The organism is Bradyrhizobium sp. 27S5 (genome assembly GCF_037217225.1).
Classification (GTDB): domain Bacteria; phylum Pseudomonadota; class Alphaproteobacteria; order Rhizobiales; family Xanthobacteraceae; genus Bradyrhizobium; species Bradyrhizobium septentrionale.
The window spans coordinates 320,017-345,269 of the sequence record NZ_CP147714.1; the positions used below are offsets into that span (position 1 = coordinate 320,017).

A 25,253-nucleotide genomic window follows, 5' to 3' on the forward strand; every position below is an offset into this window, starting at 1 on the left:
CGGTCGTTGCTGACCGGCGGCGCCGCTCCTGATCGACCACATCAAACAAATATGGGAGGAAGACAATGAGCACGAATTTCAGTGCGGCAGCAGATGCGATTCTCGACGGCGTCGTGACATCCAGCCCGCGCGTTCCCGGCGTCGTTGCCATGGTGACCGACCGCCATCGCAACATCTATGAAGGCGCCGCCGGCAAGCGCCGCCTCGACCAGGCGGCGGACATGACGACCGACAGCGTGTTCGCGATCTTCTCGACCACCAAGGCGATCACCGGGACGGCCGTGCTGCAACTCGTCGAAGAGGGCAAGCTCGATCTCGACGCGCCGGCCAGGACCTATGCGCCCGACATCGGCAAGCTCCAGGTCATCGAAGGTTTTGACGACAAGGGCGAGCCAAGGCTGCGACCGCCGAAGCGCGACATCACCACGCGCATGCTGATGGTCCATAGCGCAGGCCTGAGCTACGACTTCATCAACCACACCTATAACCGGCTTGCGCAGGAGAAGGGGCAGCCCAGCGTCATCACCGCGTCCAAGGCGTCGCTGATGACCCCGCTGCTGTTCGATCCGGGCGAGCGATGGGAATACGGCACCAACATGGATTGGTGCGGCCAGATCGTCGAGGCGATCACCGGCCGCCGGCTCGGCGAGGTCTTCAGGACCCGGATCTTCGAGCCGCTCGGCATCAAGGATACGACGTTCGAGCTCACCGACGCGATGCGCCGCCGGCTCGCCGGCATTCACGCCCGCAATGCCGACGGCTCGCTCACGCCGATGGATTTCGAGCTGCCGGCCAATCCGGAAATCCACATGGGCGGCCACGGGCTTTACGGCACCATCGGCGACTACATGCGCTTCATCCGGATGTGGCTGAATGACGGGGCAGGCGAACATGGCCGAGTCCTGAAGGCGGAGACCGTGCGGATGGCGGAAAAGAACCATCTCGGCAACAACAAGGTCACCGCCATTACCGGCGTGATCACCGCGCTCGCCAACGACGCCGAGTTCTTCCCCGGCCAATCGAAGTCCTGGGCGCTGAGCTTCATGATCAATGACGAGCAGGCCCCGACCGGCCGCCCCGCCGGCGCGCTCGGCTGGGCCGGTCTCGCCAACCTGTTCTACTGGATCGACCGGCAGAACGGCTTCGGCGGATTCTGGGCGACGCAGATCCTGCCGTTCGGCGACCCGACATCCTTCATCGGCTACATGAATTTCGAGACGGCGTTCTACGAAGCCCTGAAGATGCGCAAGGCGGGTTAGAGAAACCCGCAGCCTCTCACGCGCACGGCTGAGGACGTTTCAGCCGTTTGCGAGCAACTCCGTGATCAGCGACGCCGCCTTGATGCCGGTGCCGCTGATGATAACGACGGTGCGCTCCGCCGGCCGGATCGCGCCGCGTTGCTTCAGGACGTCGAGCGCGGCGGCGGCCGAGGCCGAGGTCGGCTCGACGAACAGGCCGGTCTGCGCGAGCCGCTTCAATGCGGCGACGATGCCGTCCTCGGGGATCGCGACGGTGCCGCCGCCGCTCTCCTTCAGCGCCGCGATCATCTGCTTGAGCCGCAGCGGATGCTTGATCGCGGTGCCCTCGGCGATGGTCTTGCGGACCGCGCGATCGACCGGCGTGTCGAGGCCGGCGGCAAAACTGGCATCGACCGGCGAGCAGTTCAGCGGCTGCGCGGCAAACAGGCGCGGCAGCCGCGCGATCTGTCCGGCCGCCAGCAGCTCCTTGAAGCCGATATAGCAGCCGAGCAGGCTGCTGCCGGCGCCGACCGGCATGATGATATTGTCGGGCGCGGTGAAGCCGAAATCCTCCCAGATCTCGTAGGCCAAGGACTTGGTGCCCTGCAGGAAGAACGGCTGCCAGTTGTGGCTGGAATAGAAAATCTGCTTGGACTGGCGGATCGCCTCGGCCTCGGATTCCTCGCGCGGTCCTTCCACAAGCTGCACCTCGGCGCCGAAGGCGTGCATCTGCGCGACCTTCATCGGCGATGTCGTGGCCGGCGCGAGAATTCGGACCCGCATGCCGCCGGCCGCGCCATAGGCCGAAACGGAGGCGCCGCCATTGCCGGAGGAGTCCTCCAGCACCGCATCGACGCCGAGCTGGCGCAGCAAGGAGAGCATCACCGTGGTGCCGCGATCCTTGAAGCTCGAGGTCGGATTGAACCATTCGAGCTTGAAGTGCGGCCGTAGCTCATCCCACGGCTTCTCGACGACAGGCGTGCAGCCTTCACCCATCGTGATCGGCTGCCTGATCTCGACCGGCAGCGCCGCGCGATAGCGCCACAGCGACCGCGTCCCGCGATCGATGTCGTCGCGGGAAATGCCCGGTAGCGGTGTGACCAGCAGCGGCTTGCCCTCGTCGGAGCACCAGCGCGGGACATCCAGCGGATAAAGCTTTCCGTTGAGCGGGTCGATGTAGCTGGGTGATGGCATCAATTCAGTCCTCAAGTCGCGGGCCGGCCGGACACGTCGCGACCGAGCACGAAAGCCGGCAGGGTCGCAAGGCTGTCACGAACCACAATCGGGGCGGGCGCCCCTTCCGGCAGGTTCATTCCGGCCCGATTATGCCACCAGGTCGGTAAACGCACACGTGCCGTGCCGAACAGATCATACGCCGATCCCGCGACAAACAGGCATCGATCTGATGGGACCGGCAGTTCGTCGAGCGCGAGCTGGTAGGGTTGTGGCTGCGGCTTGTAATAGCCGGCGCGCTCGGCCGTCACGAAGACAGCGAGAGGAACGCGGATGCGCTCGGCTGCGATGCGGCCGAGCCGCTCCGAGCAGTTGGTCACGACGCCGAGCGCGACGCCGGCCTCGTGCAGCGTCTGCAGCACCTCGCGAACCTCGGGCCAGGGATCGAGTTCCGCGTAGCGCGCGCCAAGCTCCTCGGCAAGTTCGAAGGGGAGCCCGACATTGCGCGCGGCCTCGCCCACCAGATCCTCATAGGGCCGATAGCGCCCGGTGGCGTAGGTGTTCTTGAGGTACTCCGCCCGCCAGCGCAGCCCGGCTTCATCGGAGCCCGCGACCTTGTTCCAGAGCGCCCAGCTGTCGAGCAGCGCGGTCAAGAGATCGAACAGAACGGCGTCATAGGCTCGAATCATGGGCTGAGCTCCGCTTCCTACCATCCGCGAAACCGTTCCCATTGCCTGACGGCGTCGGAGCCGGCCGAGACGACGTGATAGCGGTCGTGCTGGGCGCCGGTCGCGCAGGCATGATTCGGCAGGATCCGCACCCGGGTGCCGACCGGCAGCGTAACCTGCGGCGCGGTGCTGCCGGGGCGGACGGCGATGATGCCGTGCTCCTGATTGGTTTCGGTCACGATCAAATCGGGATAGGGCCGTCCATCGATGTCGCAGACGATGCCGTAGCCCTGGTCGATTGGCTGTTTCGCGGTGCCGCGATCGCGCGACAGCGCCATCCAGCCCGCGTCGATGAAGGTCCAGCCGCGATCGGCGCGATGGCCGATCACCGTCGCGAGCACCGACAGCGCAATGTCCGCGACCGCGCAGACCCCGATTCCGGCCATCACCAGGTCGAACATCACAAAGACGCCGGCACGCACCTCGGTGATGCCATCGAGCCGGCGTGCGAAATGCACTGTCGGTGTCGAGCCGACGCTGACCACGGGGCACGGCAGTCCGGCCGAACGCAGCACCTCGGCGCAGGCCACCGCGGCGGCGCGCTCCTCTTCGGCGGCTTGCTCGAGCGCCGCCACGCTGCGGCAGGAATAGGATTCGCCGGCGTGGGCCATGACGCCGCGCAATTCGGCACGGCCTTGATGCAGCGCGCGGCCGATCTCGACCAGCAACGGGTCGCTCGCGCCGACCCCGGCCCGATGGCCGTCGCAATCGATCTCGATCAGCGCCGGAATACGGTCGTTGGTCATGCGCGCCATTGCGGTGACGGCGGCGGCCTGCTCCAGGCTGTCGAGCACCACGGACAGGTCCACGCCCTGCCGGCGCAGCGCGGCCACGCGATCGAGCTTCTGCGGCGCGACGCCGACGGCATAGAGGATGTCCTTGACGCCCGCCGCGGCAAACACCTCGGCCTCCTGCAGGGTCGAGACCGCGGCCGGGCCGCCTGGGCCGTCCATCACGGCGCGCGCCGCCGGAATTGATTTCGCGGTCTTCAGATGCGGGCGCAGCGGCACGCCGAGCCGCGCCAGCCGCGTCTTCAGGCGCGCGATGTTGTGCAGCATCCGGTCCTCATCGAGGACCAGGCAGGGCGTCTCGGTCCCGGCGAGGGGATGCGTTGTCGTCGAAACAGGAGCTGATGACATGCGGCGAGACTAGCCGTTTCCATGCTAAGCGCAATTTACCGAATGTCATTCCTATATTAAGTTTGGACTTAATGATCTCGACCGACGACATCCGCTTTTTCACAGCGATCGCCACGGCTCGGTCGCTGGCGGCTGCGGCGCGGGCGCTCGACGTGACGCCATCGGCGGTCTCGCAGCGGCTGCAGAGCCTCGAGCAGCGGCTGGGCGTTCAACTGGTCAGCCGTTCGGCCCGGCGGCTGACGCTGACCGATGAGGGCGAGCTTTTGGTGCTGCGCGGCGGCGCGCTGCTCGACGAGGCGGCGGAACTGACGGAAGCGTTGCAGGCGCGTCGCGGAACCATCTCGGGCCATCTGAAGATCCTCGCGCCGCTCGGCTTCGGGCGGCGCTACATCGCCCCGGCCGTTGCCGCCTTCCGATCCCGCCACCCCGACGTATCGGTCGAGCTCGAACTGTCCGATCGGCCCGGGCGTGCCGCTGCCGGTGCGTGGGACGTCATGATCCACATCGGCGCCTTGACGGATTCCACGCTTCGCTTGCTGCGTCTTGCGCCGAATGAGCGCTATCTGTGCGCCTCGCCGGCCTATCTGAAGCGCCGCGGAACGCCGGCGAGCCCGCAGGATCTGCGCGGGCATGGTTGCATCGCGCTGCGCGAGAACGAGGAGGACGTGACGCTCTGGCGGTTCTCGCGCCGGCGCGCCGCGGCGGCGCCTGATGTCGTCAGGATCGAGCCGATGCTGTCGAGCAATGACGGTGAGGTGGTGAAGGCCTGGGCGCTGGCGGATCACGGCCTGATCGTCAGGTCGGAATGGGATGTCGCCGAGGACCTCGCCTGTGGCCGGCTGGTGCGTGTCCTGCCGAACCACCGCCTGCCGCCGGCCGACATCGTTGCGCTGCTCAACCCCGGCCGCAGTGGCCGGGCCCGGCGCACGCAGGCCTTCGTGGAGCACCTGCGCGCGGCCCTCTCGCCGCCGCCGTGGCGCGGCAGGCCGCGATGACTGCGATCGCCTACGCCGCGCCGGCCTGCTTGTTCAGATAGCCTTTTGCAAAGTCGAGATACCAGTCGAGGCAGCCGGGATTGGCCATCGCATCGCGGTTGATGACCTTCTCGACCGCATGGCCAAGCAACAGCTTCTTGACCGGCAGTTCCTGCTTCTTGCCGGACAGCGTGCGCGGAATTTCCGCGACGACGAAGATGTCGTTGGGCAGGAAGCGGCGCGACAGCCCGGCCTCGACCGCCTTGTTGATCTTCGCCTTCATCGCGGCATCGAGGGCAACGCCCTCGCGCAGCACCACGAACAGCGGCATGTAGCTGTCGCGTCCGAGATATTCGAGGTCGACGACCATCGAATCCAGCACCTCGGGTAGCGCCTCAATCGCCGAATAGAGCTCGCTGGTGCCCATCCGCAAGCCGTGGCGGTTGATGGTGGCGTCGCTGCGGCCATAGATCACGCAGGAGCCGTCGGGGTTGATCTTGAGCCAGTCGCCATGCCGCCACACCGGGCCGCGGCCGCTTCCGTCGAAATTGTCGGGATAGGTCTCGAAATAGCTCGCCAGATAGCGCGCGTCGCCGGGATCGTTCCAGAACCGAAGCGGCATCGAGGGCAACGGCTCGGTGCAGACGAGCTCGCCGACCTCGTCGATCACGGCGCGGCCCTGCTCGTCGAAGGCCTCCACCGCGCAGCCGAGCAGGCGGCATTGCATGATGCCCGGCGTCTGCGGCAGTTCGGGATTGCCGCCGATGAAGGCACCGGCGAAATCGGTGCCGCCGGAAATATTGGCCCACCACAGATCGGCCTGCGCGGCGTTGCCGTTGCGCTTCGAAAGCGCGGCGAAGCGTTGGTTGAACCAGGCTTGCGTATCGGCGCTGAGCGGCGAGCCGGTCGAGCCGAGCGTGCGCAGGCCCGAGAGGTCGCCCACAGCGGCGAGATCGATCTCGGCCTTGGTGCAATTGGCGAAGAACGCCGCGCCCGCGCCGAAGAAGGTCGCCTTGGCGTCGGCGACGAAGCGCCACAACGTGGTCCAGTCCGGCTTGTCCTTGCTGCCGCCGGGACTGCCGTCGAAGATGCAGCAGGTCGTGCCGTTGAGCAGGCCATTGGCCTGGCAATTCCACATGATCCAGCCGGTCGACGAGTACCAATGAAAGCGTTCGCCGAACGAGTTCGGCTGATAGCTGCAGCCGATGTCGTTGTGCAGCGTCGAGAGCGGCAGCGCCACCACGATGATGCCGCCATGGCTGTGCAGGATCGGCTTCGGCAATCCCGTGGTGCCTGAGGAATAGACGATCCAGAGCGGGTGATCGAACGGCAGCCATTCCGGCTCGAAGGCGTCGATCTCCGCACTCTCGCCCGCGAGGATGGACGACAGCCGCGTCTCGGCGGGCGCGGCGTCGCTGTGCAGGATGACGTGCTGCACCGTCGGCAGCGCGCGCCGCAGCTCCTCGATCACGCCTTGCCGGTCATGGCGCCGGCCGGCATAGGTCACGGCGTCGCAGGCGATCAGTACCTTCGGCTCGATCTGCTTGAAGCGGTCGATCACCGCGGGCGCCGCCATGTCGGGCGCGCAGACGCTCCAGATCGCACCCAGGCTCGCGGTCGCGAGAAACGCGATGATGGTCTCGGGGATGTTCGGCAGATAGGCCGCGACGCGATCGCCCCGGCGTACGCCGTTGGCCTTCAGATGCAGCGCCAGCGCCGCCGATTTGCGCCGCAGTTCGGGCCAGCTCGTTTCCGAAAGCCTGCCGTCCTCGCCGCTCGCGATCAGCGCCGGCAGGCCTGCCGCGTGCGCCGGCGCGACATGACGGAAGACCTGGTGCGCATAGTTCACCGAAGCGCCGGGAAACCACACCGCGCCCGGCATCTTGCGTTCGGCCAGCACTGCCGAATGCGGCGTCGGCGAGCGCAGATCGAAATAATCCCAGACGCTCTGCCAGAAGGCGTCGATATCGGTGACCGACCAGCGCCGCATCGCCTCGAAGTCAGCAAATTCAAGGCTGCGCGTCTGCTTCAGCCATTGGCGGTAAAGGGCCATTTGCGGGACGTAAGGTACAGTCATGGGCGGTTTCCGGATTTTCTTGTCGTGGCGTGCGCGCAGATCGCGTGCGGGCGCTGTCTTAACATGGTGACGCAGGCACGGGGAACGCAGTCGAGCCGCGGCTTGCGTCATATTCTTACCGCTGTCGCAGCGTGCTATGCCGTCGGGTGCAAGGTTGATTCCGTGCGCATCCGATAGAGAGCTGCGATGTCCGTCGGCGAACTCTTCATCCTCGGCTTCTACGGCAAGGTCGTCCCGCCCTGGCTGACCGAATTTGCCGCGCAATTCGGGCTCGGCGGGGTGATCCTGTTCGATTATTCCTGCCAGACCCGGCAATACGACAACAACGTCGCGTCGCCCGCACAGGTGCAGTCGCTCTGCGCGGAGATCGCAGCGCTGCCGTCGCAGCCGCTGGTCTTCATCGACCAGGAGGGCGGTCTGGTGCGCCGGCTCAAGGATGGCCTTGGCTTTCAGCCGCTGCCTAGCGCGAAGGACCTTAATCGGCTCGCCACCATCGAGAAGCAGGCCATTCTGGAAGCAAGCTATCGCGAGCTGAGCCGGCTCGGCATCCGCTACAATTTCGCACCTGTGATCGACGTCGATTACAATCCCGACAATCCCAATATCGGCAGGGTCAAGCGGTCCTATTCGGCCGATATCGGCGAGGTCGAGGCCAATGCCCGCCTGGTCGACGCCGCGGCGCGGCAGGCAGGCGTCGGGCTTTGCCTCAAGCATTTTCCGGGCATCGGCGGCGCGCACGTCGATTCACATCTGGAGTTCATGGACATTTCCGATGCGTTGCGGCCGGAGCAGGAGGAGTTGTTCTATGCACTGGCGCCGCACACCTTCGGCGATGCGGTGCTGGTCAGCCACGCCATTGTCCGCCAGTGGGACGCGCAGCATCCGATGACGTTGTCATCGAAAGGGAGCGGCCGGCTCCGCGGCCGCTTGCCGGAGACGCTGCTGATCACCGACGACATGCAGATGCAGGGGCTGCAGAAGGCGCTGGGCACCGGCGCGGCCAGCCTGCAGGCGATCGCCGCCGGCATGGATATGATCTGCATCGGCAACAATCTGTTCGACCAGGAGCAGGAGATGGCCGGCATCGCCGCGGCGGTCGCGCGTGCGGTGCAGGACGGGGCGCTGGATCAAGCCGCGGTGCAGCGATCCATTGCGCGCGTGCAAAAGCGCAAGGCATTGCTCTCCTGATGGCGTTGAACCAAATTTTGCGCCGAGCGACCACAAGGGGCGGAACCAAATTTCATGACCGCGATTTAACACTGACGCTCATCGGGGCTAACAACCATGAAGATGCTCAAGCGTCTCTTCCGATTGACCTGGCTGCGCCGCGCCGCCCGCAACCCCGCCGATCTTCCGCCTGCCTCTATTGATCCCGACGAATTCACCCGCCTGCTTTGCAGCGGGCGCAGCGAAGATCTGCGGATCCTGGCAAAGCGGCTGAGCCAGCGCTCGCGGGCCCACGCGTAGATAGAGGGACAAATCCAGTCGTGGGCCGGTTTTCAGCAGAACCGGCAAGCCCGGCGCGCGGCCGCGGCTCCAACGCCTGATGCGATCAGCTACTGCTTTGCCTTTTCGTGATTGCCGATCCCGATCGCCTTGTAGTCATAGGTCGGGTAGAACTCGGTGTGATAGGCGCCCCACGCGCTGTTCTCGATGATGCGGTTGATCTCGCGCAACCGCGCTGCCGGCAGCCGCAGTGTCACCACCTGGCCGACACCCATCATCACGTACCAGCTGACGACCTCGACACCTTCGGGCGGAAACGCCTTGTAGAAGCCCTGCCGCTCCAGCTGCGCATTCAGCTCGCTGAGTGGCCGCGACTGATCATGCTTGAAGAAGATCGTGAGCATTACGGCGTTGTCCGCCGTCGGCGTGGCATCGCTGGTCGGCGTGGTCTGGGCCCGCGCGGCGGCGCCGACCAGCAGTGCTGCGGCCAGCGCCGCCATTGTCATCCAGGATCCGTTCCGCCCTCGCTTCATTGCGCGCCCTTGTTGTTCGAGAGGCGGCGATCATCGCGGCGCCTGCCGGGGCTGTAAATTGACATTCGCCTGACCGGTCGCGTCGGGCCGATGTGAACTGCCTCACACGCATACGCGCCGACGTGCTGTATGCCGATGCCATTCCAATGCCCAGAGGGATGATCGATGTCGACCCAGCGGATGGCGTATTGGTGGTTCAGGTTCGTTCTTTCGGGACGATTCCTGCAGAAGTTCCTTCGGTCCCGGCGCCCCTGAGGGCCGAGCCAGCGGCGCTGGTCTAGCCCAGTGCAACCCAAAGCGGGGGTTGAGAGGCGAGCGGCTGAACCGCCGAAGGTAAACGCCTGACCGTGAAGCGGCCGGGACGAAGCCGGCCCGGTATTCCCGTAAGAATACTGTCATTCGACTCGAATATGCGACTTTCGTTGCCAAATCAGCGGTAATCTGCGCCTGCTTGGCGGGTCGGGGCCCGAGGTCACAGTTGCGTCACCCGTAGTTTTACGGAGTCCCGCGTTAACGCGGCCACAAGTTCACCTTTGGTAAACCATACTTATGACGCAACATGACAATCGGGCCGAGGCGCGCCTTCCGACCTGGGTGGGTGGAACCGCAACGCTCGAAACGCCGTCGCTTGAGCTTCCGGAGGCCGCCGCCCCGCGGGCGCAGGTAACCACGGACGCCGGCGCCGCGATCGTCCGCCAGTTCAACGGACCCGTGACGGCGCTGCTGCTCTATATGAATGAGCTCAAGCAGCACAGCCATCAGTTCGCGCACGCCCCCGGCAACGGCGTCTATCTGCGCCAGGTGATCGAGAACGCGCTCGAGCAGACCGAGCGGGTGTCCGCGATGCTGAAGCAGATTTCCGATCTCTATCCGAGCGCCATTCCGGCCGCCGATCTCAAGCCGCCGGGTGACGACAAGCCGGCGGGTTCAAGGTCGCCCGAAATCATGTTCGCGCCGGAGGCCGGCCGCAAGCCGTTGACCAAGCGCGAGCGTGAGGTGCTCAGCCTGATCAGCGACGGCTACTCCAACAAGCAGGGCGCGCTGCGAATGAACATCAGCCCGCGCACGTTCGAGAGCCATCGCGCCGAGGCCATGCGCAAACTCGGTGCGCGCAACACCGCCGATCTCGTCCGCAAGGCTCTGCTGCACTCCGCCTGAGCGGGGGGCGGCTCTCAGAAATCGTCTTCCGCGGCAAAGCACAGACGCGGTGCGGGCCGGGCTGCCGGGGCAGCGGCCTTCGGTTCGTCCGGAACGATCGTGACCACCCCAGGCTGCCGTCGTGCCGGACCTGCTTTCGACGATCGCGCGCACGCGTCCCGTCACGGTCGCGCCGGCGGACCGGACCGTGGCGGGCCGGCCGTTGAACTGGGCCATGCGGAAGCGGCGGGCCTCCTTGCGATCGGTCGTCTGGTACGTGAACATCAGCTCCCCCGTGCGTCCACGCAATTCTGGGGATTCAGCGTTATCCGACGGTGAAAATCGTAAACCGTAGAAGTACGGCTTGGCGCTCTGGAGCGTTTTCGAGCGAAGTGGGTACCGGTTCGCGTAAAGAAAACGCGTCAAAACAGGAATCTAGAGCATTTTCCGACCGGAAAGAATCGGGTGGGGATTCCCAAAACGGCGCGAGTCAGATTCAAGCTGCATGCTGGCGAGGGAGGCCAGCATGTATGGCCAGGGCGCTTTCGGTTGATCTTCGCCAAAGGGTGGTAGCCGCGATTGACGGTGGCATGTCCTGTCGACAGGCTGCTGAGCGCTTTGGTGTCAGCGCGGCCAGTGCGATCCGCTGGCGCGGTCGCCTCAAGAAAGTTGGCGACATCGTTCCTAAACGCCAGGGCGGTGACCGCAAATCGCAGCGCATCGAAGCGCATTCGCAATTGATTCTGGAGGCGGTGACAGCGAGGCCGGATATCACGCTTGCCGAGTTGCGAGAACTGTTGAAACGTCGTGGAATATCGACTGGCATCGCGTCGCTCTGGCGTTTTTTCCAGCGCAGAAAGATCACACTTAAAAAAAGACAGCGCACGCCGCCGAGCAACGGCGCGGCGATATAAATGCCGCACGTGAGGAGTGGTTCGAAGGGCAAATCGACCTTGACCCTGAGCGTCTCGTCTTCATCGACGAAACCAGCGCCAACACCAAAATGGCGCGGCGTTACGGGCGCTCGCCACGCGGCGAGCGATGTCGTGCAGCTATCCCACACGGACATTGGAAGACGACGACGTTCACCGCTGGATTGCGCTCCGACGGTCTGATCGCGCCGCTTGTTCTGGACGGTCCAATGGATGGCGACGCTTTCCTGGCCTACGTCGAGCAATTGCTCGCCCCATCGCTGCGGCCGGGCGATACCGTTATCATGGACAACTTGCCCGCTCACAAGGTCCATGGCGTTCGAGAGGCCATCCAGGCGGTCGGAGCTAGCCTGCTCTATCTTCCGCCCTACAGTCCAGACTTCAACCCGATTGAAATGGCCTTCTCCAAACTGAAAGCGCTGTTGCGGGCCGCCGCAGCGCGCACCATGCCCGATCTCTGGCAAGCAATCGCCAACGCTCTCAAACGCTTCTCACCCGAGGAATGTCAAAATTATCTCGTCGCGGCTGGTTACGACGCAACGTGATCGGAAAACGCTCTAGAGCCCCGTTCCGATTCCATCGGAACGGAAAGGCTCTAGCTGCCGGTCTCCTGGCAACTCAGCAGTCGCGCATACTGCGCCTTGACCGTGGCGTAGCATTCGCACGCGGTCCTGATCAGTCCATCCGCATTGGTGATCTCGATGTGACCACGGCTGTAGTGGATGAAGTTCGCCTGTTGCAGGGTGTGCGCGACCAGCGAAACGCTGTTGCGGCGCGCGCCGATCATCTGTGCCATCGCCTCCTGGGTCAGGATGATCTTGTTGCTGCCGGAGAGATCGCGCATCTGCAGCAGGCATCGTGCCAGCCGCGACTCCACGGTGTGGGCGGCGTTGCAGCCGGCCGTCTGCTGGATCTGGGCATAGACGGCGAGCCCATGCCGGATCAACACCGCGCGAAGCGTCGGGCTCTGGCCGGCAGCTGCCCGCAACGGCTCGAGCTCGATCGTCGATGCGACGCCCGGCACCAGCACCATCGCGTTGTTCAACGTCCGTCCTTCGACGAGCGGGGCGAAAGCGCCATAGATGCTGTCGCGACCGACCATCGCGACCTGGACGCGCTCGCCTCTTGCCAGCTTGACCACCAGCGAGATCACGCCCTTGTGCGGCATGTATGTCCGCTTGAGCATCTCGTCGGTCTCGATCAGGACCGAATCGGCGGTGAGGTCGACCGTCCGCAGATGCGGCCGGATCAGCTCAAAATCGCTCTCCGAGAGCGACGACAGGAATCCGTTGGGCGATCGCGGAACCGTATCCAAAGCAACCTCCTGCCTTCTGGCAAGCTTTGTCTCTGGGCACCAGGGCTGACGCGTGCAGCTGGACGTTCTTGCAACCTATTCTGGCACGTGTTGGTTCCAATGGGAACACGTCTTGGTTCCAATAGGAATAGACCTATCGCCGCATGATGCGGTTTGCGTGCTCCGGCCGGCCGGCGCCAGTCAATCTTCCGGCCCAATCAATTGTTCGGCGTGCGCCTTGACGGTCGCATAACATTCACACGCCGCCTTCCGCAGGCCGTCGATGTCGGTGATTTCGATATGACCGCGGCTGTAGCGGAGGATGCCGGCCTGCTGAAACCCGTGCGCGACGATCGAAACCGCGTTGCGGCGGACACCGATCATCTGCGCCAGCATCTCCTGGGTCAGCGGCAATGCTTCGCTGCCGCACAGATCGCGCGCACGCAGCAGCCATCGTGACAGCCGTGCCTCCACCGGATGCGAAACGTTGCAGGCGACGGATTGCTGCGTCTGCGCCATCAGCGCCTGCTCATAGAGCGCGACCAGGGTCCGGAAATCCGCGCTGCGATTTGTTGCCTCGCGGAACTCCTCCGCCCGCAGCATCGAAGCCGTACCCGGCACCACGACGATCGCGTCGGCAAGCGGCGGCCGCTCGTGCAGCGCGGCTGACGCACCAACGATGCCGTCGCGACCAACGGTTGCAATCTCGACTGATTGCCCGTCGGACAGATTGACCACCATCGAGACCACGCCGCCGTGCGGAAAGTAGACCCGCTGCACCGGTGCGCCGGCGTCGGCGAGCACCGTTTCCTTGGTCAGGTCGACGGTTTCCAGAAGCGGATGGAGCTGCGCGTACTCCGTGGGGGGAAGTGCTTGCAACAGACGATTGGGCGGGCGCGATAGCGCGGACATTGGAGCTCCTGCCGAGGGCGGGAGCACTACGGTCTCGCATCACCTACTCTTGGCGTGTGGAATGAACGCGAACATAGCTTGCCTGTCCAATTGCACAAGGGTTGTGGAGCGAACTCTATACCCTCTAGGGGGCAGACGGTCCGCGCCGCATCGGCCTGCGCGGCCATCGGGATCGATTCGAGCGACAAGCATCGCGCGACCAAAGGTTGCGGCTTTGGCGCGCATTTATTGATTTCCATTAACTCTGATCAGTGCAGACCGCGCGTCGATGTAGCCGTGATTCCGGCTGTCAGGTCGGCAGCGCCAGGATGTGGCAAGTCCTGCAAATGCAGGACGAATTCGCCGCCGCGACAACCGCGCGTTGCCGGCCTTGCGCGGCCGCGCCGAACGGCTGCGCCGCGTGGCCCGTAAACCACCGGCGAGGCCATTCTGGGTATTTGTACGGACCAGCCCTTTAACGAACGGGTAGCGCGGACAGACCAGTGTGGCACGGGTCGCCGTGTGAAACTTGCGGCGTCGCGTCAATCGTGTTCATCCAGAAGGGTATCAGTATGTCCGGCATCGTTCTTTCGGCATCGGTCCGTCAAAATCTGCTTTCGCTGCAGTCCACGGCCGACCTGCTCGCCACCACGCAGAACCGCTTGTCCACCGGCAAGAAGGTCAACACTGCGCTCGACAATCCGACCAACTTCTTCACGGCGCAGTCGCTCGACAACCGCGCCAGCGACATCAACAATCTGCTGGACGGCATCGGTAACGGCGTGCAGGTGCTGCAGGCCGCCAACACCGGCATCACCTCGCTGCAGAAGCTCGTCGACAGCGCCAAGTCGGTCGCCAACCAGGCCCTGCAGGCTGCAGTCGGCTATTCCCAGAAATCGCAGGTGACGACCGCAGTTGTCACCGGCGCGACCACCGACGATATCCGCGGCACCGCCACCTACAGCAATACGGTGCTCGCTGGTTCGGTCGTCAACAACAATCTCACGACGCCCGCTGCGATCACGGCCGCCACCAAGCTCGTCAGCGCGACCAACGCTGATACCCTGGCGACGACCCCGTCTGGCACGATCAGCGTCAACGGCAAGACGATCACGTTCTCGACCGCGCAGACCACTTCGACGACCGATTCGGCCGGCAACGTGACCCTCGGCACCGGCGCGGGCAGCACGCTGACGGTCGGCGACCTGCTCACGGCGATCGACGGCATCACCGGCGCAACCACCGCCTCCACCGTGTCGGCTGGCGCGCTCCAGATCAGCACCGGCATCAACCAGGATCTCAACCTCTCCGGCTCGGCGCTGGCCGCTTTCGGCCTTACGACCGGAACCACGGCACGCACCGTGGCAACGCCTTCACCGCTGGATGGTCTGACGCTGACGATCGGCGCGACCGGCAACGGCACCGCCACCAACATCACCTTCGGCAGCGGCACGGGCAAGGTGAAGTCGCTCAACGACCTGAACGCCGCACTGTCGGCCAACAACCTGCAGGCGTCGCTCAGCGCGACCGGTGCACTCACCATCAGCACCACCAACGATGCTGCGTCCGCGACCATCGGTACGATCGGTGGCACCGCAGCCGCTTCCGGCAAGCTGTTCAACGGCCTGGCGGGCAGCGCCCCGGTACAGGATCCGAACGGGCTGGCGAACCGCTCCAACCTGGTCAACCAGTACAACAACATCCTGGATCAGATCACCACGACGGCCCAGGACGCGTCGTACAACGGCATCAACCTGCTCAATGGCGATCAGCTCAAGCTGACCTTCAACGAGACGGGCTCCTCGACCTTGAAGATCCAGGGCGTGACCTTCGATGCCTCCGGCCTCAACCTCACCAAGCTGGTGGCCGGCACGGACTTCATCGACAACGCCTCGGCCAACGCTACGCTGAAGACGCTCAACTCGGCGAGCGGCCTGCTGCGCACCCAGGCGTCGACCCTCGGTTCGAACCTGTCGATCGTGCAGATCCGCCAGGACTTCTCGAAGAACCTGATCAACGTGCTGCAGACCGGCTCGTCCAACCTGACGCTGGCCGACACCAACGAGGAAGCGGCCAACAGCCAGGCGCTGTCGACCCGCCAGTCGATCGCGGTGTCCGCGCTGGCTCTGGCCAACCAGTCGCAGCAGAGCGTTCTGCAGCTGCTCCGCTAAGCGTAGCCGCGACAGACATCGAATAGCGAGGCGGCGGAGGAAACTCCGCCGCCTTTGCTTTTGCGTGCATTTACCACCCCGCCGGCTTCAACCAATGGGCGATCGCACCCTGATGCAGTCCGACGTCATGGCCGCGAATGTTTCGCGGGGCTTAACGGTCCTTCACGCTCATTTGGTTCAAATTGCGATGACCGTTGGAACGGCCTCTTTCCCGTCCGGGTGGTAAGGGCCTGTCCTGGTGAGACTGTCCGTGATGTCGTGATGCATCGTCCGACGGCTTGAAGAGCTTCATCGTCCGTAGTTGCACGGACGGCAAAATTAACGTCGCCGTGAAGCCGGCCAAGTTATCGGTGCGAGGCGAGCGTTCTGTAGCACCTTGAGGGGACCGATTCATGGACGATCTGTTGCGCGAGTTCCTGACGGAGAGCAGCGAGAGCCTGGATACGGTCGACAACCAGCTGGTGCAGTTCGAGCAGGACCCGAACAACGCGAAGATCCTGGATAACATTTTCCGCCTTGTGCACACGATCAAGGGCACCTGCGGCTTCCTCGGGCTGCCGCGGCTGGAAGCGCTGGCGCATGCCGGCGAGACCCTGATGGGCAAATTCCGCGACGGCATGCCGGTGAAGGCGGAAGCCGTGACGCTGATCCTGTCCTCGATCGACCGCATCAAGGAGATCCTTGCAGGGCTGGAGGCCACCGAGGCCGAGCCCGAAGGCAACGACCGCGATTTGATCGATCAGCTGGAAGCGATGGTCGAGCGCGGCATGGCCGCAACGGCTGCAGGTGAGAATGTTGCTGACGACGCCATGCCCGTCGTCGAAGCGCCGTCCGTGCAGGCTGACATGACCCAAGCGATGACTGAAGGCACGCTGGTGGTGCAGACGCTGGAGCGTCCGCTGCGTCCGGGCGAGGTCTCGCTCGACGAGCTCGAGCGCGCCTTCCGCGAGACCGCGACCGAAGTCGCCGCACCCGCACCTGTCGTGAAGCTCGTCGCCACTGCTCCCGCAGCGCCTGCTGCCGAAGCTGCCGAGCCTGCGAAGAAGCCGGCCCGCAAGGCCGCCGGTGAGGACGTCCAGGAAGGCGACAAGATCGCCAACCAGTCGATCCGGGTCAATGTCGACACCCTCGAACACCTCATGACCATGGTCTCCGAGCTGGTGCTGACCCGCAACCAGCTGCTCGAGATTAGCAGGCGCAACGAGGACACCGAGTTCAAGGTGCCGCTGCAGCGGCTCTCCAACGTCACCGCCGAGCTGCAGGAAGGCGTCATGAAGACGCGCATGCAGCCGATCGGCAATGCCTGGCAAAAGCTGCCGCGCATCGTCCGCGACCTCTCCGGCGAACTCGGCAAGCAGATTGAACTGGAAATGCACGGCGCCGACACCGAGCTCGACCGCCAGGTGCTCGACCTGATCAAGGATCCGCTGACGCACATGGTGCGCAACTCCGCCGATCATGGGCTGGAGACCACCGCCGAGCGGGTCGCGGCCGGCAAGCCGGAGCAGGGCACCATTCGCCTCAGTGCCTATCACGAGGGCGGCCACATCATCATCTGCATCGCCGACAATGGAAGAGGGCTCAACACCGAGCGGATCAAGGCCAAGGCGCTCCAGAACGGTCTCGTCACCGAGGCTGAGCTGGAGAAGATGACCGAAGCCCAGATCCACAAGTTCATCTTCGCGCCGGGCTTCTCGACCGCAGCGCAGGTGACCTCGGTGTCCGGCCGCGGCGTCGGCATGGACGTGGTGCGCACCAATATCGACCAGATCGGCGGCACCATCGACATCAAGAGCGTGGCCGGCGAGGGCGCTTCCGTCACCATCAAGATCCCGTTGACCCTGGCGATCGTCTCCGCCCTGATCGTCGAAGCCGGCGGCGACCGCTTTGCGATTCCCCAATTGTCTGTGGTCGAGCTGGTGCGGGCCCGCGCCAACTCCGAGCACCGCATCGAGCGGATCAAGGACACCGCGGTCCTGCGGCTGCGCAACAAGCTGCTGCCGCTGATCCATCTCAAGAAGCTGCTCAAGATCGACGACGGCGCGACCACCACCGACGCCGAGAACGGTTTTATTGTGGTGACGCAAGTCGGCAGCCAGACCTTTGGCATCGTGGTCGACGGCGTGTTCCACACCGAGGAGATCGTGGTCAAGCCGATGTCGACCAAGCTGCGTCACATCGACATGTTCTCCGGCAACACCATTCTGGGCGATGGCGCCGTGATCATGATCATCGACCCCAACGGCATCGCCAAGGCGCTGGGCGCCTCCGGCTCGTCGGCCCATGACATGGCCGAGGACAGTGCGAACGCCCACGCCTCGAGCGGCGAGCAGCTCACCTCGCTGCTGGTGTTCCGCGCCGGCTCCTCGCAGCCCAAGGCGGTGCCGCTCGGCCTCGTCACCCGGCTGGAAGAGATCGCAACCGACAAGATCGAGCTCAGTAACGGCCGCTACATGGTGCAGTACCGCGAGCAGCTGATGCCGCTGGTGCAGATGGCCGGCGTCGAGGTGCAGACGCAAGGGTCGCAGCCGATCCTGGTGTTCGCCGACGACGGCCGCTCAATGGGGCTCGTGGTCGACGAGATCATCGACATCGTCGAGGAGCGGCTCAACATCGAGGTCGCAGGCTCGCAGGACGGCATTCTGGGCTCGGCCGTGATCAAGGGCCAGGCCACCGAGGTGATCGACGTCGGCCACTTCCTGCCGATGGCGTTCGCCGACTGGTTCTCGCGCAAGGAGATGCGCCCGTCGGCGTCAGCGCAGTCGGTGCTGCTGGTCGATGACTCCGCGTTCTTCCGCAACATGCTGGCGCCAGTGCTCAAAGCCGCCGGCTACAAGGTGCGGACCGCGCCGAACGCCCAGGAGGGGCTCGCCGCGCTGCGTTCCGGGCAGGCCTTCGACGTGGTGCTGACCGACATCGAGATGCCCGAGATGAACGGCTTCGAGTTCGCCGAGAACATCCGGAGCGACCACAATCTGATCGGGCTGCCGATCATCGCGCTGTCCGCGATGGTGTCGCCGGCGGCGATCGAGCGCGGCCGGCAGGCCGGCTTCCACGACTATGTCGCCAAGTTTGACCGTCCCGGACTGATCGCGGCGCTGAAAGAGCAGACCGCCGAACTCCGGAAAGCGGCCTGATGGGACCGAGGGAAACAGCATCGATGACCAGCAAGACCGAGACCAGTGAAGGCGCGATGGCCGAATACGTCACCGCTGTGATCGGCGGGCAGCTGTTCGGGCTGCCGATCTCGCGGGTGCAGGACGTGTTCATGCCGGAGCGGCTGACGCGGGTGCCGCTGTCGTCGACGGAGATCGCCGGCGTGCTCAATTTGCGCGGCCGCATCGTCACCGTGGTCGACATGCGCGCCCGGCTCGGGCTGCCGAAGGCCGCTGACGGCCAGCCGCCGATGGCGGTCGGCGTCGACCAGCGCGGCGAATCCTATGGCCTCCTGATCGACCAGATCGGCGAGGTCTTGCGGCTGCCCGACGACAGCCGCCAGGACAACCCGGTCAACCTCGATCCCCGCATGGCCAAGCTCGCCGGCGGCGTTTACCGCCTCGACGGCCAGCTCATGGTCGTCCTCGATATCGATCGCGTGCTCGAACTGGTGCCCAAGATAGCTGCTGCAGCGTAACGCTCCGTCGCGTAGACGGCGGATTCTACAAGGAGGCCAACACATGAAGACATGTCTCGTCGTCGACGATTCCGGTGTGGTGCGAAAGATCGCGCGCCGCATCCTCGAAGGAATGCAGTTCACCGTCATCGAGGCCGAGGACGGCGCGGTGGCGCTCGAAGCCTGCAAGCGGGCGCTGCCCGACGCGGTGCTGCTCGACTGGAATATGCCGGTCATGGACGGCTTCGAATTCCTCGTGCAGCTCCGCCGCATGCCCGGCGGCGATCAGCCCAAGGTCGTGTTCTGCACCACCGAGAACGGCATCGACCACATCTCGCGGGCCCTGCATGCCGGCGCCAACGAGTACATCATGAAGCCGTTCGACAAGGACATCGTGATCGCGAAATTCCAAGAAGTGGGCCTGCTGGCGCTCGATGCGTCGGCCGAAGCCTGACACCCAATTTCACCCTTTTGTCCTTGCGAGGCTCCCGTGACGCCCCCCGACTACGAGTATCTGCGTAAGCTCCTGAAGGACTATTCCGGTCTCGATCTGTCTGCGGACAAGCAGTATCTGATCGAGAGCCGCCTGTTGCCGCTGGCGCGCAAAAGCGGCCTGTCCGGCATCCCCGACCTGGTGGCGAAGATCAGGGCCGGCTCGTCCACGCACACCGTCCAGGTGGTCGAGGCCATGACCACCAACGAGACCTTCTTCTTCCGCGACAAGGTGCCGTTCGAGCATTTCCGCGACACCATCATGCCGGAGGTGCTGAAGGCGCGGGCCGCGCGCCGCAGCGTCCGGATCTGGTGCGCCGCCGGCTCGACCGGGCAGGAGCCCTATTCGCTGGCGATGAGCCTGAAGGAAATGGGCGCGGCGCTTGCGGGATGGCGAGTCGAGATCATCGCGACCGATCTGTCGCAGGAGGTGCTGGAGAAGGCGAAGGCCGGCATCTACAGCCAGTTCGAAGTGCAGCGCGGGCTGCCGATCCAGATGCTGGTCAAGTACTTCAAGCAGTCGGGTGAACTCTGGCAGATCAATCCCGAGTTGCGCTCGATGGTGCAGCACCGCCAGCTCAACCTGCTGCACGATTTCTCCGCGCTCGGCGCTTTCGATGTGGTGTTCTGCCGCAACGTGCTGATCTATTTCGATCAGGACACCAAGATCAACATCTTCAACCGCCTCGCCCGCTCGATGGAGACCGACGGCTTCCTGGTGCTGGGCGCCGCCGAGACCGTGGTCGGTCTGACCGATACGTTCAAGCCGATTCCCGATCGCCGCGGCCTGTACCGGCCGAGCGGGGTGCGGCCAGCGCTCGCCATGCCGAGGGCCGCCATGGCGGTCGGATATTGAGCGATGACCGAAGATGGCAAATCCGTTGAGCGGGTCACGTTCAGCCGGGGCGTCGATGTCTGCATCATGGCCATCGACGGCACCTGGCGGCGCGACTGCCAGCTCAACGCCATCTCGGACAATGATGCGTCGCTGACGGTCGAGGGTTCCATTCAGGGGCTCAACCTGAAGGAGTTTTTCCTGCTATTGTCCTCGACCGGGCTCGCCTATCGTCGTTGCGAGCTGGTCCGCGTCAACGGCACCGAAATGGACATCAGCTTCCTGAAGGGCAAGCCGAGCAAGCGCCGGGCGGCCGCCGACGAAGAGCGGGCCAGAGCCTGACCTGACCGGGCGGGCACGGCCTTGCCGTCAATCCGGACAATGCGTGGAACGGATGGTCGCCCCAAGGGTTGGGGCGTGTCGGGCGTCGTCGGACGATCTGCGTGATGGCGCCCAAACCCGGGGCTGCCGGCCCAGTGGGTCAATTCAGGAGGCGCGCCGGTGCCTCAGAATCGCGCATCCGATCGAGTGCCGCGCCGAGGCCGGCGTCGCAGGCTCTCAGCGCCGTGGACGCGGCCTCGTAGCGTGGGGTGACGTCGTCAAGCACGGCGATGTTGGCGGCGGCGTCCTGCTCGGCCAGCAATGCCTCGCGCGCAATCGCCGCTTCGATCAGTCGCAGGCTCGCCCGGACATGGCCGATCAGCGCGACGAGGTCCGTCACGATCAGGTTGTAGGGATCGTTGCCCTCGTCCCAACGCCCTGCAACGCCGTCCGCCGCTGCATTTACCATGCATGTTTTCTCCACCGTCCCCGCTTTTAGGGAACGCGGTGCTACTTGTGCGTTAAGCGGACGTCCCGTACAAATACGGGTCCATTGATCGAGATGGTCGAGTTACTTCTTGTGCGGTCAGGTCAGCACGCTTCACCACTGATGGACGATGCAAATGGTTGAGAATGGCGCTCCTCGCGGAGAAATTTTCGTGGTCGACGACGAGCCCGCCGTCCGCGAGACGCTTTCCGTGGTCCTGTCGACCGCTGGTTACAAGGTGATCTGCTTTGCGGATGGTGCGGCGCTGCTCTCGGTGGCGCGCAGCAGGACGCCGGCCTGCATCCTGCTCGACGTGCATATTCCAGGCAAATCCGGCCTCGATATCCTGCGCGAGCTTCACGGCGAGGATTATCCGGCGCCGATCTTCATGATCTCCGGTCAGGGCGACATCCAGATGGCGGTCAGCGCCATCAAGAACGGCGCGCTCGATTTCATCGAGAAGCCGTTCCGCGGCAACGAGATCGTCAGCCGTCTCAATGAAGCGATCGACGCCTACACGCGGCGCCAGGCCGAGACCTCGGCGTCGCGCATCGCCGCGCTGCACTTCCCGGGGCGCGAGCCGTTGACCCGCCGCGAGCGCGAGGTGCTTGAGCAATTCACCGCGGGCGCCTCCAACAAGGAGGCCGGGCGTCATCTCGGCATCAGCCCGCGCACGATCGAGGATCACCGCGCCAACATCATGAAGAAGCTCGGCGCGCGCAATGCCGCCGATCTCGTCCGCATCGTGATGACGGCGCAGCGCCAGAGCTAGCAAAGGCTGGTTTCCGCGCTGATTTCCACATTGCGGAGTTTGTGCGGCGCACGCCCGGCACACCGGCGGCGAACGGCACGTCTGCACCGCGCGCAGGACGATAGGTCCGGAAATCGAGTATATGCGTTGCGCAGGGCATGCGCTGAGATGACGCGCGTGCAGGCAATGTCGAGACACGCATTATCGAAGCACGCAATATCGAGCACATGGCGCATCGAAGATGACGAAGAAGAACAAGACCCCCGATCAATTGCGCAGCGCGCGCTGGTTTGCGCCCGACGATCTCAGAGCCTTCGGCCATCGCTCGCGCGCGATGCAGATGGGCTACGCGCCGGAGGAGTGGCGCGACCGGCCGGTGATCGCGATCATCAACACCTGGTCGGACGCACAGCCCTGCCACACGCACTTCAAGAGCCGGGTCGACGACGTCAAGCGCGGCGTGCTGATGGCCGGCGGTTTCCCGCTCGAGCTGCCGGCGCTGTCGCTGTCGGAATCGCTTCTGAAGCCGACCACGATGCTCTACCGCAACATGCTGGCGATGGATGCCGAGGAGCTGTTGCGCGGCCATCCGGTCGACGGCGTCGTGCTGATGGGCGGCTGCGACAAGACCACGCCGGGGCTGCTGCTCGGTGCCACCAGCATGAATTTGCCGGCGATCTATCTGCCGGCGGGGCCGATGCTGCGCGGCAACTGGAAGGGCAGGACGCTGGGCTCCGGCTCGGACGCCTGGAAATACTGGGACGAGCGGCGTGCGGGGAAGATCTCCGACAAGGACTGGGTCGACATGGAGGCCGGCATCGCCCGCAGCTATGGCACCTGCATGACCATGGGCACGGCCTCGACGATGACCGCGATCGCGGAAGCGATCGGCATGACCTTGCCCGGCGCCTCGTCGATCCCCGCGGCCGACGCCAACCACATCCGCATGAGCTCGGAGGCCGGCCGCCGCATCGTCGAGATGGTGTGGGAGGATCTCACGCCGCAGAAGATCCAGACCCGAAGAGCGTTCGAGAACGCGATCACGGTCGCGATGGCGATGGGCTGCTCGACCAACGCGATCATCCATCTGATCGCGCAGGCGCGCCGCGCCGGCCAGGACATTTCACTTGATGATTTCGAGACGGCGAGCCGCAAGGTGCCTGTGATCGCCAATGTGCGGCCGAGCGGCGACCTCTATCTGATGGAGGATTTCTTCTATGCCGGCGGGCTGCCCGGCCTGATGAACCGGATCAAGCCGCATCTGCATCTCGATTGCATGACCGTGTCAGGCAAGACGCTGGGCGAGAATATCGAGGGCGCCGAAGTCCATAACGACGACGTCATCCGCACCGTCGAAAATCCGATCTACAAGGAGGGCGCGCTTGCGGTGTTGAAAGGCAATCTCGCGCCTGATGGCTGCGTGATCAAGCCGAGCGCCTGCGATCCGCGCTTCCTCAAGCACACCGGGCCGGCGCTGGTGTTCGACGATTATCCGTCGATGAAGAAGGCGGTCGACGACCCCGATCTCGACGTCACGGCCGATCACGTGCTGATCCTGCGCAATGCCGGGCCGCAGGGCGGGCCGGGCATGCCGGAATGGGGCATGCTGCCGATCCCGACCAAGCTCGTGAAGCAGGGCGTGCGCGACATGGTGCGGCTGTCGGACGCGCGGATGAGCGGCACCAGCTACGGCGCCTGCATCCTGCACGTCTCGCCGGAATCCTATATCGGCGGCCCGCTGGCGCTCGTGAGGAACGGCGACCGCATCACGCTCGACGTCGCCGCGCGCACCATCAATCTCGATGTCCCAGAGGCGGAGCTGGCCAAGCGCCGCGCCGAATGGAAGCAGCCCGAAAAGCGCTTCGAGCGCGGCTATGGCTGGATGTTCTCGAAACACATCAAGCAGGCCAATGAGGGCTGCGACTTCGATTTCCTGGAGACCGGTTTTGGCAAGCCGGTGGGAGAGCCGTCGATTTATTGACCGTCGTTCCGGGGCGATGCGCAGCATCGAACCCGGAACCTCGAGATTCCCCGGGGCGCAATTGCGCCCCTGAGGTTCGATGCTGAATCGCCCCGGAATGACGACCGATAAGAAAGCAATGCACCATGTCAAAACTCAGCGACGCCACCCGCAACAAACTGAAATCCGTTTCCACCGCAACCGTCGCGACCGCACTGTTCAAACGCGGCTTCCGCATCCAGATGATCCAGGATGTTCACCCCCTAAGCCCCGATCAGCCGACCATGGTCGGCGAAGCCTTCACGCTGCGCTACATGCCGGCGCGCGAGGACCTCAACACGATCGAGGTATTCCGCGATCGCTCGCATCCGCAGCGCAAGGCGATCGAGGACTGCCCGGCCGGCAGCGTGCTTGTCATGGACAGCCGCAAGGACGCGCGCGCGGCCTCGGCCGGCGCCATCCTGGTGACGCGGCTGATGAAGCGCGGCTGCGCCGGCGTCGTTACCGATGGCGGCTTCCGCGATTCTATCGAGATCGCGCGGCTCGGCTTCCCGGCCTTCCATCACCGCCCGAGCGCGCCGACCAATCTGACGCTGCATCAGGCGGTCGAGATCAATGTCCCGATCGGCTGCGGCGACGCGCCGGTGTTTCCCGGCGACGTGATCCTGGGCGACAGCGACGGCGTCATCGTGATCCCGGCGCATCTCGCCGACGAGATCGCCAATGAAACCTTCGAGATGACCGCGTTCGAGGATTTCGTCACCGAGGAGGTGCAGAAGGGCCGCGGCATCTTCGGCCTCTATCCCGCGACCGACGAGCAGACGCTGAAGGATTTTGCAGTGTGGCGGACGGCGAAGGGGCGGTGACGCCTCACTCTCCGCCGTCGTCCTTGATAAGCGACCGCCACGCATTCCGCCGTCGTCCCGGCCTAGTGCGCAATTGCGCACGGGAGCCGGGACCCATAACCACAGGGAGGAGTTTGGCGACGGCTGGCAGTTGCGTTGCACGCCTTGGTACAGCTACTTCCGCGATGGATAGATCACGCGGTATGGGTCCCGGCC

General features: G+C 64.7%; 23 protein-coding genes. 15 read left to right on the forward strand and 8 right to left on the reverse strand.

All coding sequences use genetic code 11. The annotated features are described in order from the left end of the window. The first annotated feature begins 65 nt into the window (after nucleotides 1-65). Nucleotides 66-1,259, forward strand: coding sequence for a serine hydrolase domain-containing protein (locus WDM24_RS01595; RefSeq protein ID WP_338830191.1), 1,194 nt, complete (start codon nucleotides 66-68; stop codon nucleotides 1,257-1,259). Between the two features lie 39 nt (nucleotides 1,260-1,298). Here the strand turns inward: WDM24_RS01595 and WDM24_RS01600 are convergent, their stop codons facing one another. From WDM24_RS01600 to WDM24_RS01610, 3 genes are read right to left on the reverse strand one after another with little or no spacing between them, the layout of a single operon-like run. Beyond that, nucleotides 1,299-2,432, reverse strand: a complete 1,134-nt coding sequence (locus tag WDM24_RS01600) for a threonine synthase (protein ID WP_338830192.1) — start codon at nucleotides 2,430-2,432, stop codon at nucleotides 1,299-1,301. Between the two features lie 11 nt (nucleotides 2,433-2,443). Further along, complete coding sequence (locus WDM24_RS01605) at nucleotides 2,444-3,100, reverse strand: HAD-IA family hydrolase (RefSeq protein WP_338830193.1); 657 nt, start codon at nucleotides 3,098-3,100, stop codon at nucleotides 2,444-2,446. Nucleotides 3,101-3,117: 17 nt separating this feature from the next. Then, nucleotides 3,118-4,278, reverse strand: coding sequence for a DSD1 family PLP-dependent enzyme (locus tag WDM24_RS01610; protein WP_338830194.1), 1,161 nt, complete (start codon nucleotides 4,276-4,278; stop codon nucleotides 3,118-3,120). A gap of 71 nt (nucleotides 4,279-4,349) precedes the next feature. On the opposite strand from WDM24_RS01610, the gene WDM24_RS01615 reads away from it, so the two are divergent. Beyond that, the gene (locus WDM24_RS01615; RefSeq protein WP_338830195.1) at nucleotides 4,350-5,273 is read left to right on the forward strand and encodes a LysR substrate-binding domain-containing protein; all 924 of its coding nucleotides are present in this window, start codon (nucleotides 4,350-4,352) and stop codon (nucleotides 5,271-5,273) included. Nucleotides 5,274-5,283: 10 nt separating this feature from the next. Here WDM24_RS01615 and WDM24_RS01620 read toward each other — a convergent pair whose 3' ends face one another. Continuing rightward, the gene (locus WDM24_RS01620) at nucleotides 5,284-7,440 is read right to left on the reverse strand and encodes an acetoacetate--CoA ligase (protein ID WP_338830196.1); all 2,157 of its coding nucleotides are present in this window, start codon (nucleotides 7,438-7,440) and stop codon (nucleotides 5,284-5,286) included. 75 nt (nucleotides 7,441-7,515) lie between these two features. On the opposite strand from WDM24_RS01620, the gene WDM24_RS01625 reads away from it, so the two are divergent. Both WDM24_RS01625 and WDM24_RS01630 read left to right on the forward strand, forming a co-directional pair. Next, nucleotides 7,516-8,517 carry a glycoside hydrolase family 3 N-terminal domain-containing protein gene (locus WDM24_RS01625; protein ID WP_338830197.1) on the forward strand — a complete coding sequence of 334 codons (1,002 nt, stop codon included), beginning with the start codon at nucleotides 7,516-7,518 and terminating at the stop codon, nucleotides 8,515-8,517. 96 nt (nucleotides 8,518-8,613) lie between these two features. Continuing rightward, a complete protein-coding gene (locus WDM24_RS01630; protein ID WP_166300840.1) occupies nucleotides 8,614-8,796 on the forward strand; it encodes a hypothetical protein in 183 nt (60 codons plus the stop codon). Nucleotides 8,797-8,885: 89 nt separating this feature from the next. On the opposite strand, the gene WDM24_RS01635 is transcribed toward WDM24_RS01630, so the two are convergent. Beyond that, entirely contained in the window at nucleotides 8,886-9,308 is a 423-nt protein-coding gene (locus tag WDM24_RS01635) for a hypothetical protein (protein WP_414645667.1), read from the reverse strand. A gap of 549 nt (nucleotides 9,309-9,857) precedes the next feature. Here WDM24_RS01635 and WDM24_RS01640 point away from each other — a divergent pair. Beyond that, nucleotides 9,858-10,466, forward strand: coding sequence for a helix-turn-helix domain-containing protein (locus tag WDM24_RS01640; protein ID WP_338830200.1), 609 nt, complete (start codon nucleotides 9,858-9,860; stop codon nucleotides 10,464-10,466). 509 nt (nucleotides 10,467-10,975) lie between these two features. Beyond that, nucleotides 10,976-11,922, forward strand: a protein-coding gene (locus WDM24_RS01645) for an IS630 family transposase (protein WP_166081867.1) whose coding sequence is annotated in 2 segments (ribosomal slippage) — nucleotides 10,976-11,315 and nucleotides 11,315-11,922 — 948 coding nt in all. Because the reading frame shifts where the segments join, the coding sequence is not laid out codon by codon here. Nucleotides 11,923-11,972: 50 nt separating this feature from the next. Here the strand turns inward: WDM24_RS01645 and WDM24_RS01650 are convergent. Both WDM24_RS01650 and WDM24_RS01655 read right to left on the reverse strand, forming a co-directional pair. After that, nucleotides 11,973-12,692: a Crp/Fnr family transcriptional regulator gene (locus tag WDM24_RS01650; protein WP_338830201.1), complete on the reverse strand. Its 720-nt coding sequence runs from the start codon at nucleotides 12,690-12,692 to the stop codon at nucleotides 11,973-11,975. Between the two features lie 180 nt (nucleotides 12,693-12,872). Beyond that, complete coding sequence (locus WDM24_RS01655; protein WP_338830202.1) at nucleotides 12,873-13,583, reverse strand: Crp/Fnr family transcriptional regulator; 711 nt, start codon at nucleotides 13,581-13,583, stop codon at nucleotides 12,873-12,875. Between the two features lie 551 nt (nucleotides 13,584-14,134). Between WDM24_RS01655 and WDM24_RS01660 the strand changes: the two genes are divergently transcribed. The 6 genes from WDM24_RS01660 (at nucleotide 14,135) to WDM24_RS01685 (ending at nucleotide 21,015) form a co-directional block, all read left to right on the forward strand. Continuing rightward, the gene (locus WDM24_RS01660; RefSeq protein ID WP_166300851.1) at nucleotides 14,135-15,733 is read left to right on the forward strand and encodes a flagellin; all 1,599 of its coding nucleotides are present in this window, start codon (nucleotides 14,135-14,137) and stop codon (nucleotides 15,731-15,733) included. 392 nt (nucleotides 15,734-16,125) lie between these two features. Beyond that, nucleotides 16,126-18,870 (forward strand): hybrid sensor histidine kinase/response regulator, encoded by a 2,745-nt coding sequence (locus WDM24_RS01665; protein WP_338830203.1) that lies wholly within the window; start codon nucleotides 16,126-16,128, stop codon nucleotides 18,868-18,870. Between the two features lie 23 nt (nucleotides 18,871-18,893). Next, nucleotides 18,894-19,367, forward strand: a complete 474-nt coding sequence (locus WDM24_RS01670) for a chemotaxis protein CheW (protein ID WP_338693475.1) — start codon at nucleotides 18,894-18,896, stop codon at nucleotides 19,365-19,367. 43 nt (nucleotides 19,368-19,410) lie between these two features. Then, on the forward strand, nucleotides 19,411-19,800 hold the full coding sequence (locus tag WDM24_RS01675) for a response regulator (RefSeq protein WP_029084260.1): 390 nt from the start codon (nucleotides 19,411-19,413) through the stop codon (nucleotides 19,798-19,800). A gap of 36 nt (nucleotides 19,801-19,836) precedes the next feature. After that, complete coding sequence (locus tag WDM24_RS01680; protein ID WP_338830204.1) at nucleotides 19,837-20,694, forward strand: protein-glutamate O-methyltransferase CheR; 858 nt, start codon at nucleotides 19,837-19,839, stop codon at nucleotides 20,692-20,694. Between the two features lie 3 nt (nucleotides 20,695-20,697). Next, on the forward strand, nucleotides 20,698-21,015 hold the full coding sequence (locus WDM24_RS01685) for a PilZ domain-containing protein (RefSeq protein ID WP_166300857.1): 318 nt from the start codon (nucleotides 20,698-20,700) through the stop codon (nucleotides 21,013-21,015). A 139-nt stretch (nucleotides 21,016-21,154) separates the two neighbouring features. On the opposite strand, the gene WDM24_RS01690 is transcribed toward WDM24_RS01685, so the two are convergent. Next, nucleotides 21,155-21,463, reverse strand: coding sequence for a hypothetical protein (locus WDM24_RS01690; RefSeq protein WP_166307857.1), 309 nt, complete (start codon nucleotides 21,461-21,463; stop codon nucleotides 21,155-21,157). Between the two features lie 154 nt (nucleotides 21,464-21,617). On the opposite strand from WDM24_RS01690, the gene WDM24_RS01695 reads away from it, so the two are divergent. From WDM24_RS01695 to WDM24_RS01705, 3 genes are all read left to right on the forward strand, one after another. Then, nucleotides 21,618-22,253 (forward strand): response regulator transcription factor, encoded by a 636-nt coding sequence (locus WDM24_RS01695; RefSeq protein WP_029084264.1) that lies wholly within the window; start codon nucleotides 21,618-21,620, stop codon nucleotides 22,251-22,253. 220 nt (nucleotides 22,254-22,473) lie between these two features. Continuing rightward, nucleotides 22,474-24,213 carry an L-arabinonate dehydratase gene (gene araD, locus WDM24_RS01700; RefSeq protein ID WP_338830207.1) on the forward strand — a complete coding sequence of 580 codons (1,740 nt, stop codon included), beginning with the start codon at nucleotides 22,474-22,476 and terminating at the stop codon, nucleotides 24,211-24,213. 125 nt (nucleotides 24,214-24,338) lie between these two features. Continuing rightward, nucleotides 24,339-25,058: a ribonuclease activity regulator RraA gene (locus WDM24_RS01705; RefSeq protein ID WP_338830208.1), complete on the forward strand. Its 720-nt coding sequence runs from the start codon at nucleotides 24,339-24,341 to the stop codon at nucleotides 25,056-25,058. Nucleotides 25,059-25,253: the final 195 nt, after the last annotated feature.